This window comes from Streptomyces sp. UW30 (assembly GCF_008042075.1).
GTDB lineage: Bacteria > Actinomycetota > Actinomycetes > Streptomycetales > Streptomycetaceae > Streptomyces.
On the sequence record NZ_RDBN01000053.1, the window covers coordinates 1,794,342 to 1,814,624 of the forward strand.

Genomic DNA, 20,283 nt, shown 5'->3' on the forward strand with positions numbered 1-20,283 from the left:
CTCCGGTCGGGAGCGCGCCGGGGCCCGTGGTGTGGGCCGCCGCTGCGTGCTCGCTCCGCTCGCTCATTGTCGTACTACTTCCGCAGCTCGATGACGGTCTTGCCGATGCGGATCGGCGCGCCCAGCGGAATCGGTGTCGGGGTCGTGAGCCGCGTTCGGTCGAGGTACGTGCCGTTGGTGGAGCCCAGGTCCTCGACGATCCACTGGCCGTCGCGGTCCGGGTAGATCCTGGCATGCCGGCTGGAGGCGTAGTCGTCGTCCAGCACGATCGTGCTGTCGTGCGCCCTGCCCAGGGTGATGGTCTGGCCCTGGAGCGCGACGGTGGTGCCGGTGAGGGTGCCTTCGGACACGACCAGCTTGGAGGGAGCGTTACGGCGCTGGCGCCCGCCGCTCTGTTGGCCGCGCTGCTGCGGTGGCGCAGCCTGCCGCGCGGCCTGCTGCTGGCGTCCGGCTTCCCGCCTGGACCCGCGCTGGGTGACGCGCGTACCGAACAGGTCGCTGCGGATGACCTGCACGGCCACGATCACGAACAGCCACAGTACGGCCAGGAAACCCAGCCGCATGACCGTGAGGGTCAGCTCTGACATTGCCCCCGCTTCACCCTTCGGCTTGCCGGTAAATGATGGTGCTGCTGCCCACGACGATCCGCGAGCCGTCGCGGAGCGTAGCGCGGGTGGTGTGCTGCCCGTCCACCACGATGCCGTTGGTGGACCCGAGATCCTGGATCGTCGAGGGCGTTCCGGTCCGGATCTCGCAGTGCCGGCGCGAGACGCCGGGGTCGTCGATCCGCACGTCGGCCTCGGTGCTGCGGCCCAGCACGAGCGTCGCGCGGGAGATCTGATGGCGGGTGCCGTTGATCTCGATCCAGTAGCGGGTGCGGCCGCCGGCCGCGGGTGCGGCGGGAGGACGCTGGCCGCCCGCGGGCTGCGGGTAGCCGTAGCCGCCGGGGCGTCCGCCGGGCGGCGGCGACGGCGGCATGGGCGGGGCGCCGGCGGGCGCGGCGGGCTGCGGATAGCCGTAGCCGCCCTGGGCGCCGCCGGGCCGCCCGGCCGGGGCGGCGGGTGCGGAGGCCTGCTGGCCCTGCTGGTCCGTGGAGCCGGCGAGCGTACGGCTGCGCACGCGGTACAGGCCGGTGTCGAGATCGTCGGCCTTCTCCAGATGGACCTTGATCGGGCCCATGAAGGTGTAGCGCTGCTGCTTGGCGTAGTCGCGGACCATGCCGGCGAGCTCGTCGCCCAGCTGGCCGGAGTACGGGCTGAGCCGCTCGAAGTCCGGTGTGCTCAGCTCCACGATGAAGTCATTGGGGACGACGGTCCGGTCGCGGTTCCAGATCGTCGCGTTGTTGTCGCACTCGCGCTGAAGCGCGCCGGCGATCTCCACGGGCTGGACCTCGGACTTGAACACCTTGGCGAAGGTGCCGTTGACCAGACCTTCGAGGCGCTGCTCGAACTTCTTCAGGACTCCCATGGGGCACCTCCTCCGTAGCCTGCTTCGTCCTGCATCCCGCCGGGCGGGTACTGCCTTACCTGGTACTGCTTACTGATCGTATCCACGCGCCGGTAAATCGGCTGGTTCCCCCTGTCGGCCCGGTCGACGGGTGTCGACGCCCTCGAAGTTCCCTTCGGAGCTCCCCTTCGAACTCCTCACGGACACAGTCTTGCCATGGATCGTAGAGGCGGCCGCAAACCAGTGTCCCGCACCTGACTGTGGACCCCGACCTGCTCCTGGGGAGATGCCCAGGACCGGTACGAGGTTGATACGTGAACAGGTACTCCTTGATACGGAGCGCGCGGCGGCGCGGATCGGTCACTTCGGGACGGCTCGCGCGGACTGCGCTGGTGGGCGGCTGCACAGCGGCTGCCTGGGGATAAGGGATGTGAACCCACCCTGGCCGCCGTGCTAATGTTCTGGGTGTCGGAAGGCGCCGGACCGCAAGGAAAAGCCCCGAGGACACACCCAATGCGCGGGTGGCGGAATAGGCAGACGCGCTGGATTCAGGTTCCAGTGCCCGCAAGGGCGTGGGGGTTCAACTCCCCCCTCGCGCACGCTCGAAGAGGCGGCATCGTAGACACGATGCCGCCTCTTCTGTTGTGTTCGCCACGTTGTGCCGTCCATCACCGTCACGCGCACCGTCTTGGGTGCCGTGACCTGTGATGAAGCTCTCAGGTCACGGCACGGGCCGAGGCCGTCAGCCTGCCGCGACGACCGTGGCGAGCGTCACGGCGGCGGGGAGGGCCTGGACGAAGAGGATGCGGCGGTTCGCGGTGGCCGCGCCGTAGACGCCGGCGACGATCACGCAGGACAGGAAGAAGATCTGGACCTGGCGACCGGTCGGGTCGTCGGCGATCAGCCCCCAGACCAGGCCCGCGGCCAGGAAGCCGTTGTACAGGCCCTGGTTGGCCGCCAGCGGCGCGGTGGCACGGGCCATCTCGGCGTCGAAGCCGGAGAGGCCGCGGCCCGGGCCGCGCTGCCACAGGAACATCTCCAGCACCAGGATGTAGGCGTGCAGCAGCGCCACGAGGGCGACGAGGACGACAGAGATCGCATGCATGCAGTGATTGTGCCGGGGGGTTGCGGGGCGGGGTGAGGGTGGTGACCAGCGCCAGCACCAGCGCTAAGACCGCGCAGCCGAGCCAGAACAGCACGTCGACCTGGTCCCCCTCTTCGAGGCCTCCCGGGAGCGCGCCCTCGGTGAGGCCGCCACGAAGGCGAAGCAGCTGGTCGTGGCGCTGTGTCTGCCGTCGGCGGGGGAGCATCCGGTGGGGCGGGCGCCGGGGAGTCCGGCCGGGTCCTCGACTGCGGTGTCCGGGGTGCGGGGAGGTCTCGGTGGCCCGACGCCTTGACCACCCGACCGTCCGCCACGCGTGCGTGGAGCCCCGAAGCGTCGGCAGGGGGCTCCACGCGTGTGTGCTGCTCGCGTGCGCGCCGCTGGTGCCGCTGTTGATCCGCGCTACGCCGCGAGCTTCTCGGCCAGCTGCTTCGCCTTCGTGGCGGCCTCACCGAGGGCGCGCTCCCGGGAGGCCTCGAAGAGGGGGACCAGGTCGGACATCTGCGGGTTGGCCGGAGCCATCGTGAGCTCCGGGACGATGAAGTCGAGGTCGGTGCCGAGGAAGTCGGCCAGGACCGCCGACAGGTAGTTCTGCACGTACTCGTAACCCTCGCGCGGAGTGCCCGGACCGTACGCGCCGCCGCGGCTGGCGACGACGGTGACCGGGGTGCCCTTGACCGACTGGACGTCGCCCGCGGTGCGGCCCATCAGGACCACGTTGTCCAGCCAGGCCTTCAGGGTCGACGGGATCGTCAGGTTGTACATCGGGGCGCCGATCAGCACGGCGTCCGCGCTCTCCAGCTCCTCGATCAGCTTCACGCGCTCGGCGAAGGCGGCCGCCTGCTCCGGGGTGTGCGTCGCCGGATCGGAGAAGCCGGCGGTGTGGGCGTGGGCGCTGATGTGCGGCACGGGGTGCGAGGCCAGGTCGCGGTGGATCACCGTGCCCTCGGGGTGCTGTTCCTGCCAGGTGCGGCGGAAGGCGTCGGTGACGGCGCGGGAGGAGGAGGCGTCGGTCGAGAAGACCGAGGAGTCGATGTGCAGCAGCGTTGCCATGGGGTCTCTCCGGAAGGGACGGGAGCGGGCAGGGGGCATCTGCGTCCAGGACGTACCTGTTCGCAGGAACTGAAAGTTCGTACTCAACTATGGATAGCACAGTCACTTACTTTTTTTTACCCCCGTACCGCAGGGCAGTACTCTGAAGGGCATGGCGGGTGAGCAGAGTCACGACGTGGCAGCGTGCAAACAGGTCGACGAGGGGATCAGCCGCGTCTTTCAGCTGCTCGGAAAGCGCTGGACCGGCCCGATCGTGTCCGTACTGACCTCGGGTCCCGCGTATTTCGTCGCCCTGCGCCGGGCCGTCCCCGGCATCAGCGAGCGCATGCTCTCCGACCGGCTCACCGAACTGGCCACGGCGGGACTGGTGGTGCGCGAGGTCTATGAAGGGCCGCCGCTGCGGGTGATGTACCGGCTGACGGAGGCGGGGGCCGCGCTGGAGCCCGCGCTGAAGGAGCTGGGCGGGTGGGCGAAGGAGTACCTGCCGGACGGGGAGCGGCCGGAGGGCTGCTGAGCGTCGTTGTTGTTCGGGCGGGTCGCCCGCTGTCACATCGGGGTTGTTCGGGCGGGCCGCCCGCTGTCACGTCGGGGTTGTTCGGGCGGGCCCGCATGTCACGTCGGGCTGCCTGCCGGCTCCATCCGGGTTTTCCACAACCGTGGAGTTGTCCACAGGGTCTGACGAGTTCCGGCCACCGGTTGTAACGTCGGCACGAGTTGATGTTCGTGCGTGAGCGGGGGAGGCGGTCGGGATGACCGAGGTCGGTGCCGAGGCTGTGGCGGCGGAGGCCGCTGTGGTGGCGTCGGAGTCCGGGGCGCGCTCCGCGTCGCGTCGGCTCCCCCGCGTGCAGGGGTTCGCCGAGTGGCCCGGCGGTGGGTCGCCGAAGGAGGAGGGCAAGGCGCTGCGCAGGCGGGTGCCGCGCGCTGAGCACGCGGTGTTCGATCTGGACGCCTCCCGCCCCGGCGCGGTGGCCGCCGTCGAGGAGTCCAACCTCGGCCGGATCCCCGAGCTCACCCCGATAAGGGTCGGCCGGATGGCGGCGACGCCCTTCGCGTTCCTGCGCGGCTCCGCGGGGCTCATGGCCTACGACCTCGCCCGCACCCCCATGACCCGGATCCGCGCCCAGATCTGCGGCGACGCGCACGCGGCGAACTTCGGCCTGTACGCCGACGCGCGCGGCGGCCTGGTCATCGATCTGAACGACTTCGACGAGACGCTGTACGGCCCCTGGGAGTGGGACCTCAAGCGGCTCGCCACCTCGCTCGTGCTCGCGGGGCGCGAGGCGGGCGCCGACGAGGACAAGTGCCGGAAGGCGGCGCACGACACCGTCGGTTCCTACCGTCGCACCATGCGGCTGTTGGCCAAGCTCCCGGTGCTGGACGCGTGGAACGCGATCGCGGACGAGGAGCTGGTCTCCCACACCGACGCCCATGACCTGCTCGGCACGCTGGAGCGGGTCGCGGAGAAGGCGCGGGCCAACACCAGCGGGCGCTTCGCGGCCAAGTCGACGGCACCGACCGAGGACGGCGGCCGCAGCTTCGTCGACGCGCCGCCGGTGCTTCGCCGAGTGCCGGACGAGGAGGCGGCGGCGGTGGCGGCGTCGCTGGAGGGGTACGTCACGACCCTCTCCGAGGACCGCCACCCGCTCCTCTCCCGGCACGCGGTGCACGACGTGGCGTTCCGCGTGGTGGGCACCGGCAGCGTGGGCACCCGCTCCTACGTGGTCCTGCTCCTGGACCACCGTGGCGAGTCGCTGGTCCTCCAGGTGAAGGAGGCCCGCCCCTCGGCCCTGGTCCCCCACCTGGTGACCGCCGGTTTCGAGGCGCCGGAGGCGGACCACGAGGGCCGGCGCGTGGTCCTCGGCCAGAAGCGCATGCAGGTCGTCAGCGACATCCTGCTGGGCTGGACGACGGTCGACGGACTTCCGTTCCAGGTGCGCCAGTTCCGCAACCGCAAGGGCAGTGTCGATCCGGCCGCGCTGGCCGCCGACCAGATCGACGACTACGCCCGCATGACCGGCGCCCTCCTGGCCCGCGCCCACTCCCACAGCGTCGACCCCCGCCTGATCTCCGGCTACTGCGGAAAGAACGAGGAGCTGGACGAGGCGATCGCCGCGTTCGCCGTCACCTACGCCGACCGCACGGAGGCGGACCACGCCGAGCTCGTGGCGGCGGTGCGGGCAGGGCGGATCGAGGCGGAGATGGGGGTGTGACGGACCCCTCCCGCGAGGGAGCGGCCGGTGGACGAGCCCCTGTCGTCGGCGCGGTGCCCGCGGTGGCGTCGGTCATCGAGGGGCCGGGCCCGGTGTGGCCTACGCTGGGCGGGTGATGACGCCGGAAGCTGAGCAGTCCCAGGCCGAGCCCGCTGGTGCGGGGGCGCCGGATGGTGCCGAGGAGCCCGTCGGTGGAGCTGAGCAGGGTGGTGAGGCACGGGTGACGGCCGAGGACGACGAGGGTCGCCCCTCCTCCGGCGAAGCCGAGAGCTCGCGGGAGGAACGGCCCGAGGCGCGGTTGGAGCGGGCCGTGCGGGCCGCCGAGCAGGCGTTGATCGAGTACGAGATCGCCGTGGAGACCTTCCGCGTCGAGGTGGACAACTTCTCCCGGCTGCACCACCAGAAGCTGGGCCCGATGTACACGCGCCTCGACGAGCTGGACGCCCGGATCGCCGAGGCCGTCGCCGCCCGCACCGGCGACCCCGAGGACATCCGCAAGGCCGACGAGGCCCGCGCCCGGGTGATGCCGATGCCCGCCGTGGAGGAGCTGTTCCACGGCTGGATGGACGGCGACGGGCTGTTCCCGGAGGCCGCGGCGATGCTCACGGACCAGCCGGTACAGCCCCCGCAGCGGGTGCGCCCCAGCGACGAGGCCCGCAAGCTCTATCGCGAGCTGGCCCGCAAGGCCCACCCCGACCTCGCCCAGGAAGAGGCCGAGCGGGCCCGGCGCGAGGAGTTCATCACCCGCGTCAACGCCGCCTACGCCCGTGGTGACGAGGCGCTGCTGCGGGAGCTGGCCGAGGAGTGGGCCGCGGGACCGGCGCTCAAGGAGCAGGGCCCGACTCCCAGCGAGGAGCTCTACGCCCGCCTCGAATGGCTCGCCCGGCGCAAGGAGATGCTCACCCTGGTCGCGAAGGACCTGGAGGAGAGCGCGATCGGCGGGATGCTCCGCATCGCCCCCGACGACCCCGACCGCCTCCTCGACGAGATCGCCGACCAGCTCCTGGCCCAGGTCGCGCAGCGGGAAGCGGAGCTGGCCGCACTGCTCGGCTAGCGGGTCGAGAACATCCCGGAAGGGGCGCCCCTTGGCAGGGGTGCGCCCCTTGGCAGGGGTGCGCCCCTTGGAAGGGGTGCGGGGGCCTGAAGGCACCCGCATCTGTCAGGTAGCGTCAGTGGCATGCATTTCGGATCAGGCGTACCCACCGTCGAGGTCACCGACCTCAAGGACGACGATTTCCTCCTCGACGTCCGCGAGGCCGACGAATGGCAGGCCGGTCACGCCGAGGGCGCCCTGCACATCCCCATCAGCGATTTCGTGGCCCGCTACGGCGAGCTGACCGAGGCGGCCCCGCAGGACGCCCGCGTCCATGTGATCTGTCGCTCCGGCGGCCGCTCGGCGCAGGTCGCGATGTACCTCGTCCAGCAGGGCATCGACGCCGTGAATGTCGACGGCGGCATGCAGGTGTGGGCGGCGGTCGGACGTCCTGTGGTGAACGACGAGGGGCAGCCGGGCTTCGTCCTGTAAGGGCACCCGGCAATCCGCGGGTCAGCCGGGTTTCGTCCTGATAACGGCACCCGGCATCCGCGGGCCAGCCGGGCCAGCCGGGCTTCGTCCTGTAAGGGCACCCGGCAATCCGCGGGTCAGCCCAGCGGATGCGCGGCCAGCAGGTCCCCCAGTGCCTCCTCGTGCGCCGCCGCCGGGCCGAGCGCCAGCTCCAGGTGCTTGGCCCAGGCGTGGTAGCGGTGCAGCGGATAGTCGACGTCGGCTCCGAAGCCGCCGTGCAGATGCTGGGCCGTCTGCACGATCCGCCGGACGCCCTCCGAGGCCCAGATCTTGGCCACGGCCACGTCCCCGGAGGCGGGCAGTGCACCCGAGGCGCCCGAGGCGATCCGCCACGCGGCCTGCCACAGCGCGACCTCCATCGCGCGCAGGTCGATGTAGCGGTCGGCACACTGCACCGCGACCGCCTGGAACGTGGCGATCGGATACCCGAACTGCTCCCGCTTGCTCGCGTACTCGGACGTCATCCCCAGCACCCGCTCCCCCAGCCCGAGCGCCAGCGCACACGTCCCCGTGGCCAGCAGCTCCCGCAGCCACTCCCATGCGCCCTCGGTGTCGATGACGTCCCGCGCCGCCGGCCGCACCGACTCCAGCCGCAGCTCCCCGAGCCGCTCCCCGCTGGTCGAGAACTGCTCGGCGAGCGAGACCCCGTGCGCGTCGCGCCGCACCAGCGTGAGGATCGTCCGGTCGGCGTCGGTACGGGCCGGCACGACGACGAGATCGGCGTCGTACGCCCAGGGCACCGCGGTCTGCACCCCGTCCAGCACCCACCCGGAGCCGTCCCGCCGGGCCGTCACGGCGAGCTCGGCCGGGTCGTGGCCGGTGCGGCCGTGCGCGGCGACCGTCAGCACGACCTCGCCGCGTCCCGCGCGCGCCAGCAGCTCCGCCTTCAGCTCCGGGCCGCCGTAGGCCTGGACGGCCGCCGTCGCCGCGCTGCTCTCCAGCAGCGGGACCCGGGCCAGGACCTTCGCCGACTCGCGCAGCACAAGGCACAGTGCGACGGCGTCGAGGCCCGCGCCGCCGTACTCGTCCGCGAGCAGCAGGCTCAGCAGGTCCGCGTCCGCGAGGCGGCTCCACAGCGGGCGGTCGAAGGTGTCGGCGACGGCGCCCGGGGTGAGCGCGGGAGAGGGCACGGCGTCCGGCGCGACCCCGGCGAACACCCCGCGCGCCGCCTCGGCCGCCGCCTGCTGTTCCTCGGTGAAGGTGAAGTCCACGATCCCTGCCCTTCCACACGCACGGCGATCTGACGGTGCGTCAAGATAGAACAGGTTCTAGAAGAAGGGAATGCTCCCGTCACGACCCCCGTATGGTCCGTCTCGGCCCCCCGTAAGGTGTGGGCAACGGCGGACCGACAGGGGCTGTGCCCGGCGGGTGTGCCTGAGTACCGTTCCCGTGCGAGTGCTGAGGCAGGACGGACCGGAATCGGGAAACGGGGCAGGATGGACGCGTACGACGCAGGCTCGGCCGCCCGGCACGGGCCGGACGAGGAGCCGCCCCCCGTGCCGCAGCCCATACGGGGGTCGTGACGGGAGCATTCCCTTCTTCTAGAACCTGTTCTATCTTGACGCACCGTCAGATCGCCGTGCGTGTGGAAGGGCAGGGATCGTGGACTTCACCTTCACCGAGGAACAGCAGGCGGCGGCCGAGGCGGCGCGCGGGGTGTTCGCCGGGGTCGCGCCGGACGCCGTGCCCTCTCCCTGCGGTACCAGATCTGTGCCGCGCTCGCGGTCGCGGTCGTGGCGATCGCCGTATGCGTCCACATCGGGATGGTCTTTCTGCACGTCGCCCCGCCGAACACGGTCACCAAGAAGCACGGCCAGGCGATCGACGACTGGATATACCCGGAGTTCGAGCAGAACTGGAAGCTGTTCGCCCCCAACCCGCTGCAGCAGAACATCGCGGTGCAGGTCAGGGCCCAGGTCGCCACGGCCGGGGGCGGTGCGCGCACGACCGGCTGGTACGACCTGTCGGCCCAGGACGGCCGGGCCATCGACGGCAATCTGCTGCCCAGCCACACCCAGCAGAACGAGCTGCGCCGGGCCTGGGACTTCTTCGTCGCCACGCACGACGCCGAGAACCGTCCCGTGGGACTGCGGGGCGCCCTGTCCGAGACCTATCTGCGGCGCATAGTGGAGCTGCGGCTCGACCGCGCGGGCGCGGCCGGCGAGGGCGGCGTCGTCGAACGCGTCCAGGTCCGCTCCCGCACCACGAATGTGCCGCCGCCGAAGTGGAGCGACGAACAGATCTCGAACAAGCCGAGCTTGCGCGTGCTGCCCTGGTGGTCGGTCCCGGAGGACCAGGCCGCCGCCGACGCGGCCGGGACCGGCACGGGAGGCGCGCGGTGAACCGCTTCGCGCTCGCCGTCTCCACGGCTATCGCCCGCGTCACGGAGACCGCCCTCGGCCCGTACCAGACGGCCGTGATCCGCATCGGCTTCACCGCGACCTGGCTGCTGTTCCTGCTGCGCGAGTTCCCGCACCGCCAGGAGCTGTACGGCCCCGACGGGCCCTGGGACATAGACCTCGCCCAGCAGCTGATCGGGACGAACGGCTCCTTCACCGCGCTGATCTGGTCCGGCGGCGGGTTCTGGTTCGAGACGGTCTACGTCTTCGCCGGCCTGACCAGCGTGCTGCTGCTGCTCGGCTGGCGCACCCGCACGATGTCCGTGCTGTTCATGGTCGGCGTGCTCTCACTGCAGAACCGCTCCATCTTCATGGGCGACGGCGGCGACAACGTCCTGCACCTGATGTGTGTCTACCTCGTGTTCACGCGCTGCGGTCAGGTCTGGTCGCTGGACGAGCGCCGGGCGCGGCGGGAGCGCGCGGCACGCGCGCGTGGCGAGCGCGTGGCGCCGGACCGGGTGGGCCCGGCCCTGTGGAGCGTGCTCGGGTTCGCGCTGGTCGCGGTGACCGCGGCGGGCCGTCTCGACGGCGACGTCACCGTGCCGGTGATCCTGTGGGGCGTCTGGCTGGCCCTTGCCGTGTGGTGGATCGTGGACCGCCGCGCCCGGACCGCCCAGCCGCGCATCCTGCTGGACGTCATCGGCAACGTCGTGCACAACGGCGCCCTGCTGGTGATCATGGCCGAGGCGTGCCTGATCTACGCGACCGCCGGCTGGTACAAGATCCAGGGTTCGCGCTGGCAGGACGGCACCGCCGTCTACTACCCGCTGCACCTCGACTACTTCTCGCCCTGGCCCGCGCTCGCCGACGTGCTGTCCTCCAGCGGCACGATGGTGATGCTCATCACCTACGGCACGGTCATCGTGCAGGTCGCCTTCCCGTTCACGCTGTTCAACCGGCGGGTGAAGAACGTCCTGCTCGCCGCGATGATCACCGAGCACGCCGTGATCGCGATCGTCCTCGGGCTGCCCTTCTTCTCGCTGGCGATGATCGCGGCGGACGCGGTCTTCCTGCCGACGTCGTTCCTGCGCCGCCTGGGCGACCTGGCGGCACGCACGCGTGCCCGGCTGGCCGGTCTGGTGCGGCGGGACGACGAGCCCTCGAAGCCCCCCGGGCAACGCACCCCGGAGAACCCCGAGCACGCGCACGTAGGCTTCACGGCATGACCGTGACCACTTGGAACCGGCTCGCCGGGACCGCTGTCCTGCTCGACGGCTTCCACGCCCTCAAGCACGCCGTGCGCTTCGGAGCCGAGGTCCCGGTCGCGGTGGCCGTGGACCGGGAGGCCGCGCTGGCCCTCGCGGACGAGCTGGCGCCGGATGTACGGGACGCCCTGGACACGCTCCTGACCGAGGTCCCGGAGTCCACGTACACGTCCCTGGTGCCGCGCCCGCACCCCACCGCGGTGGCCGCCCTGGCCGTACGGCCGCCGCGCGCCGCCAACCTCGAAACGCTGGCGCACGCCCCGCGCACCGCCCCGGTCGTGGTCCTCGACAACCCCCGCAACCTCGGCAACGCGGGCGCCGTGATCCGCCTGGCCGCCGGTTTCGGCGCGACCGGAGTGGTCACCACCGGCACGCTGGACCCCTGGCATCCGACGGTCGTGCGCGGCGGGGCGGGCCTGCACTTCGCGACGGTCGTGGAGCGGCTGACGGTGGCCGAGCTGCCCCCCGGCCCCCTGTTCGCCCTCGACCCGGAGGGCGACGACATCCGGGGCGTGAAGCTCCCGGACGACGCCGTCCTCGCTTTCGGTTCGGAGCGCAGTGGCCTGTCGGCCGAACTACGCGCGCGCACCGACCACTTGCTGTCCCTGCCGATGCGCCCCCAGGTCTCCAGCTACAACTTGGCGACGAGCGTGGCGATGACGCTGTACCACTGGAGTCTCACCGGGGGCGCATTGCGGGCCTAGGCCTCCCGACGCACCTCGACGACCCGGAACCGGTTCGCCACGAACGCCCCGTCGCACAGCGCCGAGTTGGCCGCCGGGTTGCCGCCCGACCCATGGAAGTCCGAGAACGCGGCCGTCTGATTCACGTACACCCCACCCGCGAGGTTCAGCGACAACTGCGCCGCCTCCTCCAGGCAGACCTCCTGAATCGCAGCCTCGACCTCGTCGTCGGTGGTGTACGCCCCGACCGTCATCGCGCCCTTCTCCCGCACGGTCCGCCGCAGCAGCTCCGCCGCGTCGGCGGCCGAGTCCATCGCCACGGCGAACGACACCGGTCCGAAGCACTCGCTCATGTACGCGGCCTCGTCGTCCGGCTTGGCCCCGTCCAGCTTCACGATCACCGGCGTACGGACCACCGCGTCCGGGAACTCGGGGTTCGCGATCTCCCGTGAGGCGAGGGCGACTTCGCCCAGTCCGGCCGCGGCCTCCAGCCGTGCCTTGACGTCGGGGTTGACGATCGCGCCGAGCAGCGCGTTCGCGCGGGCGTCGTCGCCGAGGAGGCCGTCGACCGCGCGGGCGAGGTCGGCGACGACCTCGTCGAAGGTCTTGGGCCCCTCGTCGGTGCGGATGCCGTCGCGGGGGACGAGCAGGTTCTGCGGGGTGGTGCACATCTGGCCGCTGTACAGGGACAGCGAGAAGGCCAGGTTGGACAGCATCCCCTTGTAGTTGTCGGTGGAGTCGACGATCACCGTGTTGACGCCGGCCTTCTCCGTGTAGACCTGCGCCTGGCGGGCGTTGGCCTCCAGCCAGTCACCGAAGGCGGTCGAGCCGGTGTAGTCGATGATCCGGATCTCCGGGCGGGTGGCCAGGGTCTTGGCGATGCCCTCGCCGGGGCGCTCGGCGGCCAGCGCGACCAGGTTCGCGTCGAAGCCCGCCTCGGTGAGGACCTGGCGCGCGACCTGCACGGTGAGCGCGAGCGGCAGCACCGCGCGCGGGTGGGGCTTGACCAGGACCGCGTTGCCGGTGGCGAGGGAGGCGAACAGGCCCGGGTAGCCGTTCCAGGTCGGGAAGGTGTTGCAGCCGATGACCATCGCGATGCCGCGCGGGACCGGCGTGAACTGCTTGTTCAGCGCGAGCGGGTCGCGCTTGCCCTGCGGCTTGGTCCACTCCGCGGTGTCGGGGGTGCGGACCTGCTCGACATACGCGTACGCCACCGCCTCCAGGCCGCGGTCCTGTGCGTGCGGGCCGCCCGCCTGGAACGCCATCATGAAGGCCTGGCCGGACGTGTGCATGACGGCGTGGGCGAACTCGTGCGTCCGGTCGCTGATCCGCTTGAGGATCTCCACGCACACCACCGCGCGCATCTCCGCGCCCGCGTCGCGCCACGCGCGCTGTCCGGACCTCATGGCCGGCAGGAGCGTGTCGATGTCCGCGTGCGGGTACTCCACGCCCAGCTCGATGCCGTACGGCGACGTCTCGCCTGCCACCCAGCCGTCGGTGCCGGGCTGGCCGAGGTCGAGACGGGCGCCCAGGAGCGCGTCGAAAGCGGCCTTGCCCGCCGCCGCGTCCAGGCTGCCCGCCTCGCCGTAGGCCTTGGGGTGCTCGGGGTGCGGTGACCAGTACGCGCGGGTGCGGATGGCCTCCAGCGCCTGGTCGAGGGTGGGCCGGTGCTTGGCGATCAGCTCGTGGGCGGTCAGTTCGGCGGCCATGCGGGACCAACTCCTCGTTTCCAGAGCTCTCCGTCGAGCTCATGACCTCGGCACAAACATGGGCAGGAACAGCCAGACAGAGTTAGAGTAACCGAACGATCGGTCGGTTCAAGGGGGTCCGCCGCATCTGTGGAAAACCCCGTGCGGGAGGATCGCGCACATGACAGCACTCGACCTCAGCAGCCCCGTGGCCGTCGTCGGCACCGGCACGATGGGCCAGGGCATCGCCCAGGTCGCGTTGGTCGCCGGCCATTGCGTACGGCTGTACGACGCCGCGCCCGGCCGGGCCCAGGACGCGGCCGACGCGATCGGCGCGCGTCTCGACCGGCTCGTGGCGAAGGACCGGCTCGCCGCCGCCGACCGTGACGCGGCCCGCGCGCGGCTGCTGCCCGCCGAGTCCCTCGCCGAGCTCGCGGACTGCACCCTGGTCGTCGAGGCCGTTCTGGAGCGCCTCGACGTCAAACAGGAGCTGCTGCGCGAGCTGGAGGGCATCGTCGGCGAGGACTGCCTGCTCGCCACCAACACCTCGTCCCTGTCCGTCACGGCCATCGGCGGCGCCCTGGCCAACCCCGGCCGCTTCGTCGGCCTGCACTTCTTCAACCCCGCGCCGCTGCTGCCGCTGGTCGAGGTCGTCTCCGGGTTCGCCACCGACGTCACGTCGGCCACGCGCGCGTACGAGATGGCGCGCGCCTGGGGCAAGACGCCGGTCGCCTGCGCCGACACCCCCGGCTTCATCGTCAACCGCATCGCCCGGCCCTTCTACGCCGAGGCCTTCGCGGTCTATGAGGCGCAAGGAGCCGACCCGGCCACCATCGACGCGGTGCTGCGCGAGTGCGGCGGCTTCAAGATGGGCGCCTTCGAGCTCACCGACCTCATCGGGCAGGACGTCAACGAGTCCGTCACGCGGTCCGTGTGGCAGGCCTTCTTCAACGACGTGCGCTTCACGCCCTCGCTCGCCCAGCGCCGCCTGGTCGAGTCGGGCCGGCTGGGCCGCAAGAGCGGGCACGGCTGGTACGACTACGCGCAGGACGCCGAGCGGGACGAGCCGCACACCGCGGACAAGCAGCCGCAGCCCTCCTACGTCGTCGCCGAGGGCGACCTGGGCCCCGCCTCCGAGCTGCTCACCCTGATCCGCGAGGCGGGCATCCCGGTGCGCGAGGAGGAAGAGGACCACGGCACCCGCCTGGTGCTGCCCAGCGGGGGCCAGCTGGCGCTCGCCGACGGACAGACGTCGGTGGAGTTCCGGGACGTCGTCTACTTCGACCTCGCCCTCGACTACCGCCGCGCCACCCGCATCGCCCTGTCCGCCTCCCAGGACACCTCGCCGCAGACCCTCACCGAGGCGATCGGCCTCTTCCAGGCGCTCGGCAAGGACGTCAGCGTCCTCGGCGACGTCCCCGGCATGATCGTCGCCCGCACGGTCGCCCGGATCGTCGACCTGGCGCACGACGCCGTCGCCAAGGGCGTGGCCACCGAGGAGGACATCGACACCGCGATGCGGCTCGGCGTCAACTACCCCATGGGGCCCTTCGAATGGAGCCGCCGGCTCGGCCGTGGCTGGGCGTACGACGTCCTGGAGGAACTGCACGTGCGTGAGCCCTCCGGTCGCTACGCGCCGTCCCTCGCGCTGTACCGCCACGCGTACGCCTCCGACAAGCGGGAGGGCAGCACCTCATGACCACCGCCAAGCGCGACACGTACACCCCGGAGACGCTGCTCTCGGTCGCGGTGCGGGTCTTCAACGAACGCGGCTACGACGGCACCTCCATGGAGCACCTGTCCAGGGCGGCCGGAATCTCCAAGTCGTCGATCTACCACCACGTCACGGGCAAGGAGGAGCTGCTGCGCCGCGCCGTCAGCCGCGCCCTCGACGGGCTCTTCGGCATCCTCGACGAGGAGCACGCACGCGTGGGGCACGCCGCCGACCGCCTGGAGTACGTCGTGCGGCGCATGGTCGAGGTGCTCATAGCCGACCTGCCCTACGTGACGCTGCTGCTGCGCGTACGCGGCAACACCGACACCGAGCGCTGGGCCCTGGAGCGGCGCCGCGACTTCGACCACCAGGTCGCCGCACTGCTCAAGGCGGCCGCCGCCGACGGCGAGGTCCGCGCCGACGTGGAGGTGCGCCTGGCGACCCGGCTCGTCTTCGGCATGGTCAACTCGATCGTGGAGTGGTACCGCCCGGACGGCCGGGGCATGAACGAACGCGAGGTCGCCGACACCGTGGTGCGGCTGGTCTTCGGGGGCCTGCGCCAGGCAAGCTGACCCCGCCGGCCGCGCCGCGGCGTGAGTACGCGCGTGGCGGGGATGAGTACGGCCGCGGATGCCTCGGCCGGCCCGCCGGTGGTCGGGTGGGGCGCATGACGGCCTTCGATGCGCGAGGCGACGGGCACCACGCCACCTGGTGGAAGGCGCCCTTGGTGGCCACGGTGCCCGGGTTGCCGATCCTGGTGTGGGAGTACGTCTTCCTGGGGGCCGAGGACGCCCTGGGTCTGCTGGGCGGAGCCGTCTACTGGGCGTTCGGCCTGCTCGCCCTCGCCTGGGCGCTGCCGCACCGCCGATCCCTGCGGCCGGCGCGCGTGACGGCGGCCGTGGCCGGACTCGTGTGCGCGGTGCTTCCGCTTCTGTTGGTGATGCTGATGGCCATGGTGATGGCCTCGGGCTGAGGAACGGCGCGGACGATCAGCCCTGCGGCTCCAGGTCCTCCTCCTCGAACACCAGCAGCGTGCGGCTGCTGAGCACCTCGGGGATCGCCTGGAGGCGGGTGAGGACCAGTTCGCGCAGGGCGCGGTTGTCGGGGGTGTGCACCAGGAGCAGGACGTCGAAGTCGCCGCCCACCAGGGCGATGTGGGAGGCGCCCGGGAGCTGGCGGAGCTGTTCGCGGACCGTGCGCCAGGAGTTCTGGACGATCTTCAGGGTGATGTACGCGGACGTGCCCTGGCCTGCGCGTTCGTGGTTGACGCGGGCGCCGAATCCTCGGATGACGCCGTCCTCGATGAGGCGGTTGATGCGGGCGTAGGCGTTGGCGCGCGAGACATGGACCCGCTCGGCCACGGACCGTATCGACGCGCGGCCGTCCGTCTGGAGCATCTGGAGGATGTCCTGATCGATGGCGTCGAGCGGACGGGCCGGCGGCAGGAGGACGCCGTCGTCCGGGCTTTCGGCCATTTGTTCAGGCGCCATGTCCCCCCACCTTCCTTCCGTGGACGTACTGCGTTCATTGGAGGCTGTGGAGAACCGTTTGTCCACAGCCTGAGGGGGCCTGTAGCCAAAATGTGCCGACGACCGAACAATCGGTAGGTGAGGCGCCTCACAGGAGCTGCGCCTCCCGTAGCCACTCCCACGAGGAGGTGCCGTCATGACGGTCATGGAGCAGCGAGGCGCGTACCGGCCATCGCCGCCGCCCGCCTGGCAGCCCCGTATGGACCCCGCGCCGCTGCTGCCCGACGCCGAGCCCTACCGCGTCCTCGGCACCGAGGCCGCGGCGAAGGCCGACCCGGACCTGCTGCGACGGCTCTACGCCGAGCTGGTGCGGGGCCGCCGGTACAACACGCAGGCGACCGCGCTCACGAAGCAGGGTCGTCTCGCGGTGTACCCGTCCAGCACGGGCCAGGAGGCCTGCGAGGTCGCCGCCGCGCTCGCCCTTGAGGAGCGCGACTGGCTCTTCCCGAGCTACCGCGACACGCTCGCGGCCGTCGCACGGGGGGTGGACCCCGTCGAGGCCCTGACCCTGCTGCGCGGCGACTGGCACACCGGCTACGACCCCCACGAGCACCGCGTGGCCCCCTTGTGCACGCCGCTCGCCACCCAGCTCCCGCACGCCGTCGGCCTCGCGCACGCCGCCCGACTCAAGGGCGACGACGTGGTCGCGCTCGCCATGGTCGGCGACGGCGGCACCAGCGAGGGCGACTTCCACGAGGCGCTGAACTTCGCCGCCGTCTGGCAGGCGCCGGTCGTCTTCCTGGTCCAGAACAACGGCTTCGCCATCTCCGTCCCGCTCGCCAAGCAGACCGCCGCCCCGTCGCTGGCCCACAAGGCCGTCGGCTACGGCATGCCCGGCCGCCTGGTCGACGGCAACGACGCGGCGGCCCTGCACGAGGTGATCGGCGACGCCGTACGGCACGCCCGCGCGGGCGGCGGCCCCACCCTGATCGAGGCGATCACCTACCGCATCGAGGCCCACACCAACGCCGACGACGCGACCCGCTACCGCGGCGACTCCGAGGTGGAGACCTGGCGCGGGCACGACCCGATCGCCCTCCTGGAGCACGAGCTGACCGAGCGGGGCCTGATCGACGACGCCGGCAAGCAGGCCGCGCGGGACGCCGCCGAGACGATGGCCGCCGACCTGCGTGAACGCATGAACCAGGACCCGGTGCTGGACCCGATGGACCTGTTCGACCACGTCTACGCCGAGCCCACGCAGCAACTGCGCGAACAGCGCGCCCAGCTGCAGGCGGAGCTCCACGCCGAGTCGGAAGGGTCGCACCGATGACCACCGTCGCCGTCAAGCCGGCCACCATGGCGCAGGCCCTCACGCGCGCGCTGCGCGACGCCATGGCGCAAGACCCGGCCGTCCATGTGATGGGCGAGGACGTCGGCACCCTCGGCGGTGTCTTCCGCGTCACCGACGGGCTCGCCAAGGAGTTCGGCGAGGACCGCTGCACCGACACACCGCTGGCCGAGGCGGGCATCCTCGGCACGGCCGTCGGCATGGCCATGTACGGACTGCGCCCGGTCGTGGAGATGCAGTTCGACGCCTTCGCGTACCCGGCGTTCGAGCAGCTGATCTCGCACGTCGCGCGCATGCGCAACCGCACCCGCGGCAGGATGCCGCTCCCGATCACCATCCGCGTCCCCTACGGCGGCGGCATCGGCGGCGTCGAGCACCACAGCGACTCCTCCGAGGCGTACTACATGGCGACTCCGGGGCTCCATGTCGTCACGCCCGCGACCGTCGCCGACGCCTACGGGCTGCTGCGCGCCTCCATCGCCTCCGACGACCCGGTCGTCTTCCTGGAGCCCAAGCGGCTGTACTGGTCGAAGGACTCCTGGAACCCTGAGGACCCGCAGACCGTTGAACCGATCGGCCGCGCGGTGGTGCGGCGCTCCGGCCGGAGCGCCACGCTCATCACGTACGGACCGTCCGTGCCCGTCTGCCTCGAAGCCGCCGAGGCGGCCCGGGAGGAGGGCTGGGACCTGGAGGTCGTCGACCTGCGCTCGCTGGTGCCGTTCGACGACGAGACGGTCACCGCCTCGGTACGGCGGACCGGGCGGGCAGTAGTCGTACACGAGTCGGGCGGGTTCGGCGGACCGGGAGGGGAGATCGCGGCCCGGGTCACGGAGCGCTGCTTCCACCACCTGGAGGCGCCGGTGCTGCGCGTGGCCGGGTTCGACATCCCCTATCCGCCGCCGATGGTGGAGCGTCACCACCTGCCCGGCGTGGACCGGATCCTGGACGCCGTGGGGCGTCTGCAGTGGGAGGCCGAGAGCTGATGGCACAGGTGCTGGAGTTCAAGCTCCCCGACCTCGGGGAGGGGCTCACCGGGGCGGAGATCGTGCGCTGGCTGGTGGAGATCGGTGACGTCGTCGCCGTCGACCAGCCGGTCGTCGAGGTCGAGACGGCCAAGGCGATGGTCGACATCCCCTGCCCCTACGGCGGCGTCGTCACGGCCCGCTTCGGCGAGGAGGGCACCGAACTGCCCGTCGGGGCACCGCTGATCACCGTGGCGGTGGGGGCGCCCGCAGCCGACGGCGAGACCGAGGGCTCCGGGAACGTCCTGGTGGGCTACGGCACCTCGGAGGCACCGGCCCGGCGCAGAAGGGTGCGGCCGGGGGATCCCGTGCCCGCGGCCCCGGCGGAACCGGTGTCGGCCAACGGGGCAGCCGCAGTGAAGGAGGCGCCGGAGGGACCCGTACCGGTCATCTCCCCGCTCGTGCGCCGCCTCGCCCGCGAGAACGGCCTTGACCTGCGGGAGCTGCACGGCTCCGGGCCGGACGGGCTCATCCTGCGGGCCGACGTCGAATACGCGCTGCGGGCGGCCCAGGCACACGGGCGCACCGCCCAGGCGGTGGCCGAGCCGCACCCGCGCGTGGTGGCCGCCGCCCCGTCGGCCGCCGTCCCGCCCGCGCAGACCCCGGTCCGCTCCTCCGCCCCCGTCGGCGGCATCCGCACCCCCCTCAAGGGCGTCCGCGGCGCCGTGGCCGACAAGCTCTCCCGCAGCCGGCGCGAGATCCCGGACGCGACCTGCTGGGTGGACGCCGACGCGACGGAGCTCATGCGGGCGCGGACCGCGATGAACGCCGCAGGGGGACCGAAGATCTCCCTCCTCGCCCTGTTGGCCCGCATCTGCACCGCGGCCCTGGCCCGGTTCCCCGAGCTCAACTCCACGGTCGACATGGAGGCCAGGGAGGTCGTCCAGCTCGACCAGGTGCACCTCGGATTCGCCGCGCAGACCCCCCGGGGACTCGTCGTCCCGGTGGTGCGGGACGCGCACGCGCGGGACGCGGAGTCGCTGACCGCGGAGTTCGCCCGGCTGACCGAGGCGAGCCGCGGGGGCACCCTCACCCCCGCGGAACTGACCGGCGGGACCTTCACGTTGAACAACTACGGCGTGTTCGGCGTCGACGGCTCCACACCGATCATCAACCACCCCGAGGCCGCCATGCTCGGCGTCGGCCGCATCATTCCCAAGCCCTGGGTGCACGAGGGCGAGCTGGCGGTGCGCCAGCTCGTCGAGCTCTCGCTCACCTTCGACCACCGGGTCTGCGACGGCGGCACGGCAGGCGGCTTCCTGCGGTACGTGGCGGACTGCGTGGAACAGCCGGCGGTGCTGCTGCGCACCCTGTGACACAGCCGTCGCGGCCGGTTGCATCCGCCACGTTCCCTGTGATCGCCGGGGCCCGCATACT

At 71.8% G+C, this 20,283-nt stretch carries 20 protein-coding genes and 1 tRNA gene; 14 read left to right on the forward strand and 7 right to left on the reverse strand.

The features are described from left to right. Positions 1-74: 74 nt before the first annotated feature. Positions 75-587, reverse strand: coding sequence for an FHA domain-containing protein (locus tag EAO75_RS42705; protein ID WP_148000369.1), 513 nt, complete (start codon positions 585-587; stop codon positions 75-77). A gap of 10 nt (positions 588-597) precedes the next feature. Further along, positions 598-1,467, reverse strand: coding sequence for an FhaA domain-containing protein (locus EAO75_RS42710; RefSeq protein ID WP_148000370.1), 870 nt, complete (start codon positions 1,465-1,467; stop codon positions 598-600). A gap of 494 nt (positions 1,468-1,961) precedes the next feature. Here EAO75_RS42710 and EAO75_RS42715 point away from each other — a divergent pair. Next, positions 1,962-2,045 (forward strand) — tRNA-Leu (locus EAO75_RS42715). 143 nt (positions 2,046-2,188) lie between these two features. On the opposite strand, the gene EAO75_RS42720 is transcribed toward EAO75_RS42715, so the two are convergent. Both EAO75_RS42720 and EAO75_RS42730 read right to left on the reverse strand, forming a co-directional pair. After that, positions 2,189-2,551, reverse strand: coding sequence for a DUF1304 domain-containing protein (locus tag EAO75_RS42720; protein WP_148000371.1), 363 nt, complete (start codon positions 2,549-2,551; stop codon positions 2,189-2,191). Positions 2,552-2,950: 399 nt separating this feature from the next. Continuing rightward, the gene (locus EAO75_RS42730; protein WP_148000372.1) at positions 2,951-3,601 is read right to left on the reverse strand and encodes an FMN-dependent NADH-azoreductase; all 651 of its coding nucleotides are present in this window, start codon (positions 3,599-3,601) and stop codon (positions 2,951-2,953) included. 151 nt (positions 3,602-3,752) lie between these two features. Between EAO75_RS42730 and EAO75_RS42735 the strand changes: the two genes are divergently transcribed. From EAO75_RS42735 to EAO75_RS42750, 4 genes are all read left to right on the forward strand, one after another. Then, positions 3,753-4,115 (forward strand): winged helix-turn-helix transcriptional regulator, encoded by a 363-nt coding sequence (locus tag EAO75_RS42735; protein WP_148000373.1) that lies wholly within the window; start codon positions 3,753-3,755, stop codon positions 4,113-4,115. A gap of 235 nt (positions 4,116-4,350) precedes the next feature. Beyond that, positions 4,351-5,811: a DUF2252 domain-containing protein gene (locus EAO75_RS42740; protein WP_148000374.1), complete on the forward strand. Its 1,461-nt coding sequence runs from the start codon at positions 4,351-4,353 to the stop codon at positions 5,809-5,811. Positions 5,812-5,923: 112 nt separating this feature from the next. Continuing rightward, positions 5,924-6,865, forward strand: coding sequence for a hypothetical protein (locus EAO75_RS42745; protein WP_148000375.1), 942 nt, complete (start codon positions 5,924-5,926; stop codon positions 6,863-6,865). Between the two features lie 123 nt (positions 6,866-6,988). Then, positions 6,989-7,336, forward strand: a complete 348-nt coding sequence (locus EAO75_RS42750; protein ID WP_148000376.1) for a rhodanese-like domain-containing protein — start codon at positions 6,989-6,991, stop codon at positions 7,334-7,336. 116 nt (positions 7,337-7,452) lie between these two features. On the opposite strand, the gene EAO75_RS42755 is transcribed toward EAO75_RS42750, so the two are convergent. Further along, positions 7,453-8,586, reverse strand: a complete 1,134-nt coding sequence (locus EAO75_RS42755; RefSeq protein WP_148000377.1) for an acyl-CoA dehydrogenase family protein — start codon at positions 8,584-8,586, stop codon at positions 7,453-7,455. Positions 8,587-9,108: 522 nt separating this feature from the next. On the opposite strand from EAO75_RS42755, the gene EAO75_RS42760 reads away from it, so the two are divergent. Genes EAO75_RS42760 through EAO75_RS42770 form a run of 3 tightly spaced genes read left to right on the forward strand, consistent with a single transcriptional unit; the run spans position 9,109 to position 11,683 of the window. After that, complete coding sequence (locus EAO75_RS42760; RefSeq protein ID WP_410092812.1) at positions 9,109-9,717, forward strand: DUF5819 family protein; 609 nt, start codon at positions 9,109-9,111, stop codon at positions 9,715-9,717. Further along, positions 9,714-10,940 carry an HTTM domain-containing protein gene (locus EAO75_RS42765; RefSeq protein WP_148000378.1) on the forward strand — a complete coding sequence of 409 codons (1,227 nt, stop codon included), beginning with the start codon at positions 9,714-9,716 and terminating at the stop codon, positions 10,938-10,940. The genes EAO75_RS42760 and EAO75_RS42765 overlap by 4 nt, the downstream gene beginning before the upstream one ends. Continuing rightward, positions 10,937-11,683, forward strand: coding sequence for a TrmH family RNA methyltransferase (locus EAO75_RS42770; RefSeq protein ID WP_148000379.1), 747 nt, complete (start codon positions 10,937-10,939; stop codon positions 11,681-11,683). Before EAO75_RS42765 ends, EAO75_RS42770 begins: the two co-directional genes overlap by 4 nt. On the opposite strand, the gene paaN is transcribed toward EAO75_RS42770, so the two are convergent. Beyond that, a complete protein-coding gene (gene paaN, locus EAO75_RS42775) occupies positions 11,680-13,371 on the reverse strand; it encodes a phenylacetic acid degradation protein PaaN (protein WP_148000380.1) in 1,692 nt (563 codons plus the stop codon). The two genes, EAO75_RS42770 and paaN, sit on opposite strands and share 4 nt — an antisense overlap. Positions 13,372-13,531: 160 nt before the next feature. Between paaN and EAO75_RS42780 the strand changes: the two genes are divergently transcribed. The 3 genes from EAO75_RS42780 to EAO75_RS42790 all read left to right on the forward strand — a co-directional run bounded on the left by EAO75_RS42780 (position 13,532) and on the right by EAO75_RS42790 (position 16,037). Further along, positions 13,532-15,049, forward strand: coding sequence for a 3-hydroxyacyl-CoA dehydrogenase (locus EAO75_RS42780; RefSeq protein WP_148000381.1), 1,518 nt, complete (start codon positions 13,532-13,534; stop codon positions 15,047-15,049). Then, positions 15,046-15,636: a TetR/AcrR family transcriptional regulator gene (locus EAO75_RS42785; RefSeq protein WP_148000382.1), complete on the forward strand. Its 591-nt coding sequence runs from the start codon at positions 15,046-15,048 to the stop codon at positions 15,634-15,636. Before EAO75_RS42780 ends, EAO75_RS42785 begins: the two co-directional genes overlap by 4 nt. Before the next feature lie 95 nt (positions 15,637-15,731). After that, complete coding sequence (locus EAO75_RS42790) at positions 15,732-16,037, forward strand: hypothetical protein (protein ID WP_148000383.1); 306 nt, start codon at positions 15,732-15,734, stop codon at positions 16,035-16,037. Between the two features lie 16 nt (positions 16,038-16,053). Here the strand turns inward: EAO75_RS42790 and EAO75_RS42795 are convergent, their stop codons facing one another. Next, on the reverse strand, positions 16,054-16,539 hold the full coding sequence (locus EAO75_RS42795) for an Lrp/AsnC family transcriptional regulator (RefSeq protein WP_148000615.1): 486 nt from the start codon (positions 16,537-16,539) through the stop codon (positions 16,054-16,056). Between the two features lie 190 nt (positions 16,540-16,729). On the opposite strand from EAO75_RS42795, the gene pdhA reads away from it, so the two are divergent. The 3 genes from pdhA to EAO75_RS42810 are packed head-to-tail and all read left to right on the forward strand — an operon-like array spanning position 16,730 to position 20,222. Then, positions 16,730-17,866 (forward strand): pyruvate dehydrogenase (acetyl-transferring) E1 component subunit alpha, encoded by a 1,137-nt coding sequence (pdhA, locus tag EAO75_RS42800; protein WP_148000384.1) that lies wholly within the window; start codon positions 16,730-16,732, stop codon positions 17,864-17,866. Next, positions 17,863-18,867 (forward strand): alpha-ketoacid dehydrogenase subunit beta, encoded by a 1,005-nt coding sequence (locus tag EAO75_RS42805; protein ID WP_148000385.1) that lies wholly within the window; start codon positions 17,863-17,865, stop codon positions 18,865-18,867. Before pdhA ends, EAO75_RS42805 begins: the two co-directional genes overlap by 4 nt. Next, on the forward strand, positions 18,867-20,222 hold the full coding sequence (locus tag EAO75_RS42810; RefSeq protein WP_148000386.1) for a dihydrolipoamide acetyltransferase family protein: 1,356 nt from the start codon (positions 18,867-18,869) through the stop codon (positions 20,220-20,222). The genes EAO75_RS42805 and EAO75_RS42810 overlap by 1 nt, the downstream gene beginning before the upstream one ends. Positions 20,223-20,283 lie beyond the last annotated feature (61 nt).

What these genes read in the sequence shown, in the direction of transcription:
- EAO75_RS42740 (WP_148000374.1), top strand. Translation starts at nt 4,351, where the DNA reads ATGACCGAGGTCGGTGCCGAGGCTGTGGCGGCGGAGGCCGCTGTGGTG.
- pdhA (WP_148000384.1), top strand. Translation starts at nt 16,730, where the DNA reads ATGACGGTCATGGAGCAGCGAGGCGCGTACCGGCCATCGCCGCCGCCC.
- EAO75_RS42750 (WP_148000376.1), top strand. Translation starts at nt 6,989, where the DNA reads ATGCATTTCGGATCAGGCGTACCCACCGTCGAGGTCACCGACCTCAAG.
- EAO75_RS42790 (WP_148000383.1), top strand. Translation starts at nt 15,732, where the DNA reads ATGACGGCCTTCGATGCGCGAGGCGACGGGCACCACGCCACCTGGTGG.
- EAO75_RS42780 (WP_148000381.1), top strand. Translation starts at nt 13,532, where the DNA reads ATGACAGCACTCGACCTCAGCAGCCCCGTGGCCGTCGTCGGCACCGGC.
- EAO75_RS42810 (WP_148000386.1), top strand. Translation starts at nt 18,867, where the DNA reads ATGGCACAGGTGCTGGAGTTCAAGCTCCCCGACCTCGGGGAGGGGCTC.
- EAO75_RS42710 (WP_148000370.1), bottom strand. Translation starts at nt 1,467, where the DNA reads ATGGGAGTCCTGAAGAAGTTCGAGCAGCGCCTCGAAGGTCTGGTCAAC.
- EAO75_RS42770 (WP_148000379.1), top strand. Translation starts at nt 10,937, where the DNA reads ATGACCGTGACCACTTGGAACCGGCTCGCCGGGACCGCTGTCCTGCTC.
- EAO75_RS42730 (WP_148000372.1), bottom strand. Translation starts at nt 3,601, where the DNA reads ATGGCAACGCTGCTGCACATCGACTCCTCGGTCTTCTCGACCGACGCC.
- paaN (WP_148000380.1), bottom strand. Translation starts at nt 13,371, where the DNA reads ATGGCCGCCGAACTGACCGCCCACGAGCTGATCGCCAAGCACCGGCCC.
- EAO75_RS42705 (WP_148000369.1), bottom strand. Translation starts at nt 587, where the DNA reads ATGTCAGAGCTGACCCTCACGGTCATGCGGCTGGGTTTCCTGGCCGTA.
- EAO75_RS42805 (WP_148000385.1), top strand. Translation starts at nt 17,863, where the DNA reads ATGACCACCGTCGCCGTCAAGCCGGCCACCATGGCGCAGGCCCTCACG.
- EAO75_RS42785 (WP_148000382.1), top strand. Translation starts at nt 15,046, where the DNA reads ATGACCACCGCCAAGCGCGACACGTACACCCCGGAGACGCTGCTCTCG.
- EAO75_RS42720 (WP_148000371.1), bottom strand. Translation starts at nt 2,551, where the DNA reads ATGCATGCGATCTCTGTCGTCCTCGTCGCCCTCGTGGCGCTGCTGCAC.
- EAO75_RS42795 (WP_148000615.1), bottom strand. Translation starts at nt 16,539, where the DNA reads ATGGCCGAAAGCCCGGACGACGGCGTCCTCCTGCCGCCGGCCCGTCCG.
- EAO75_RS42735 (WP_148000373.1), top strand. Translation starts at nt 3,753, where the DNA reads ATGGCGGGTGAGCAGAGTCACGACGTGGCAGCGTGCAAACAGGTCGAC.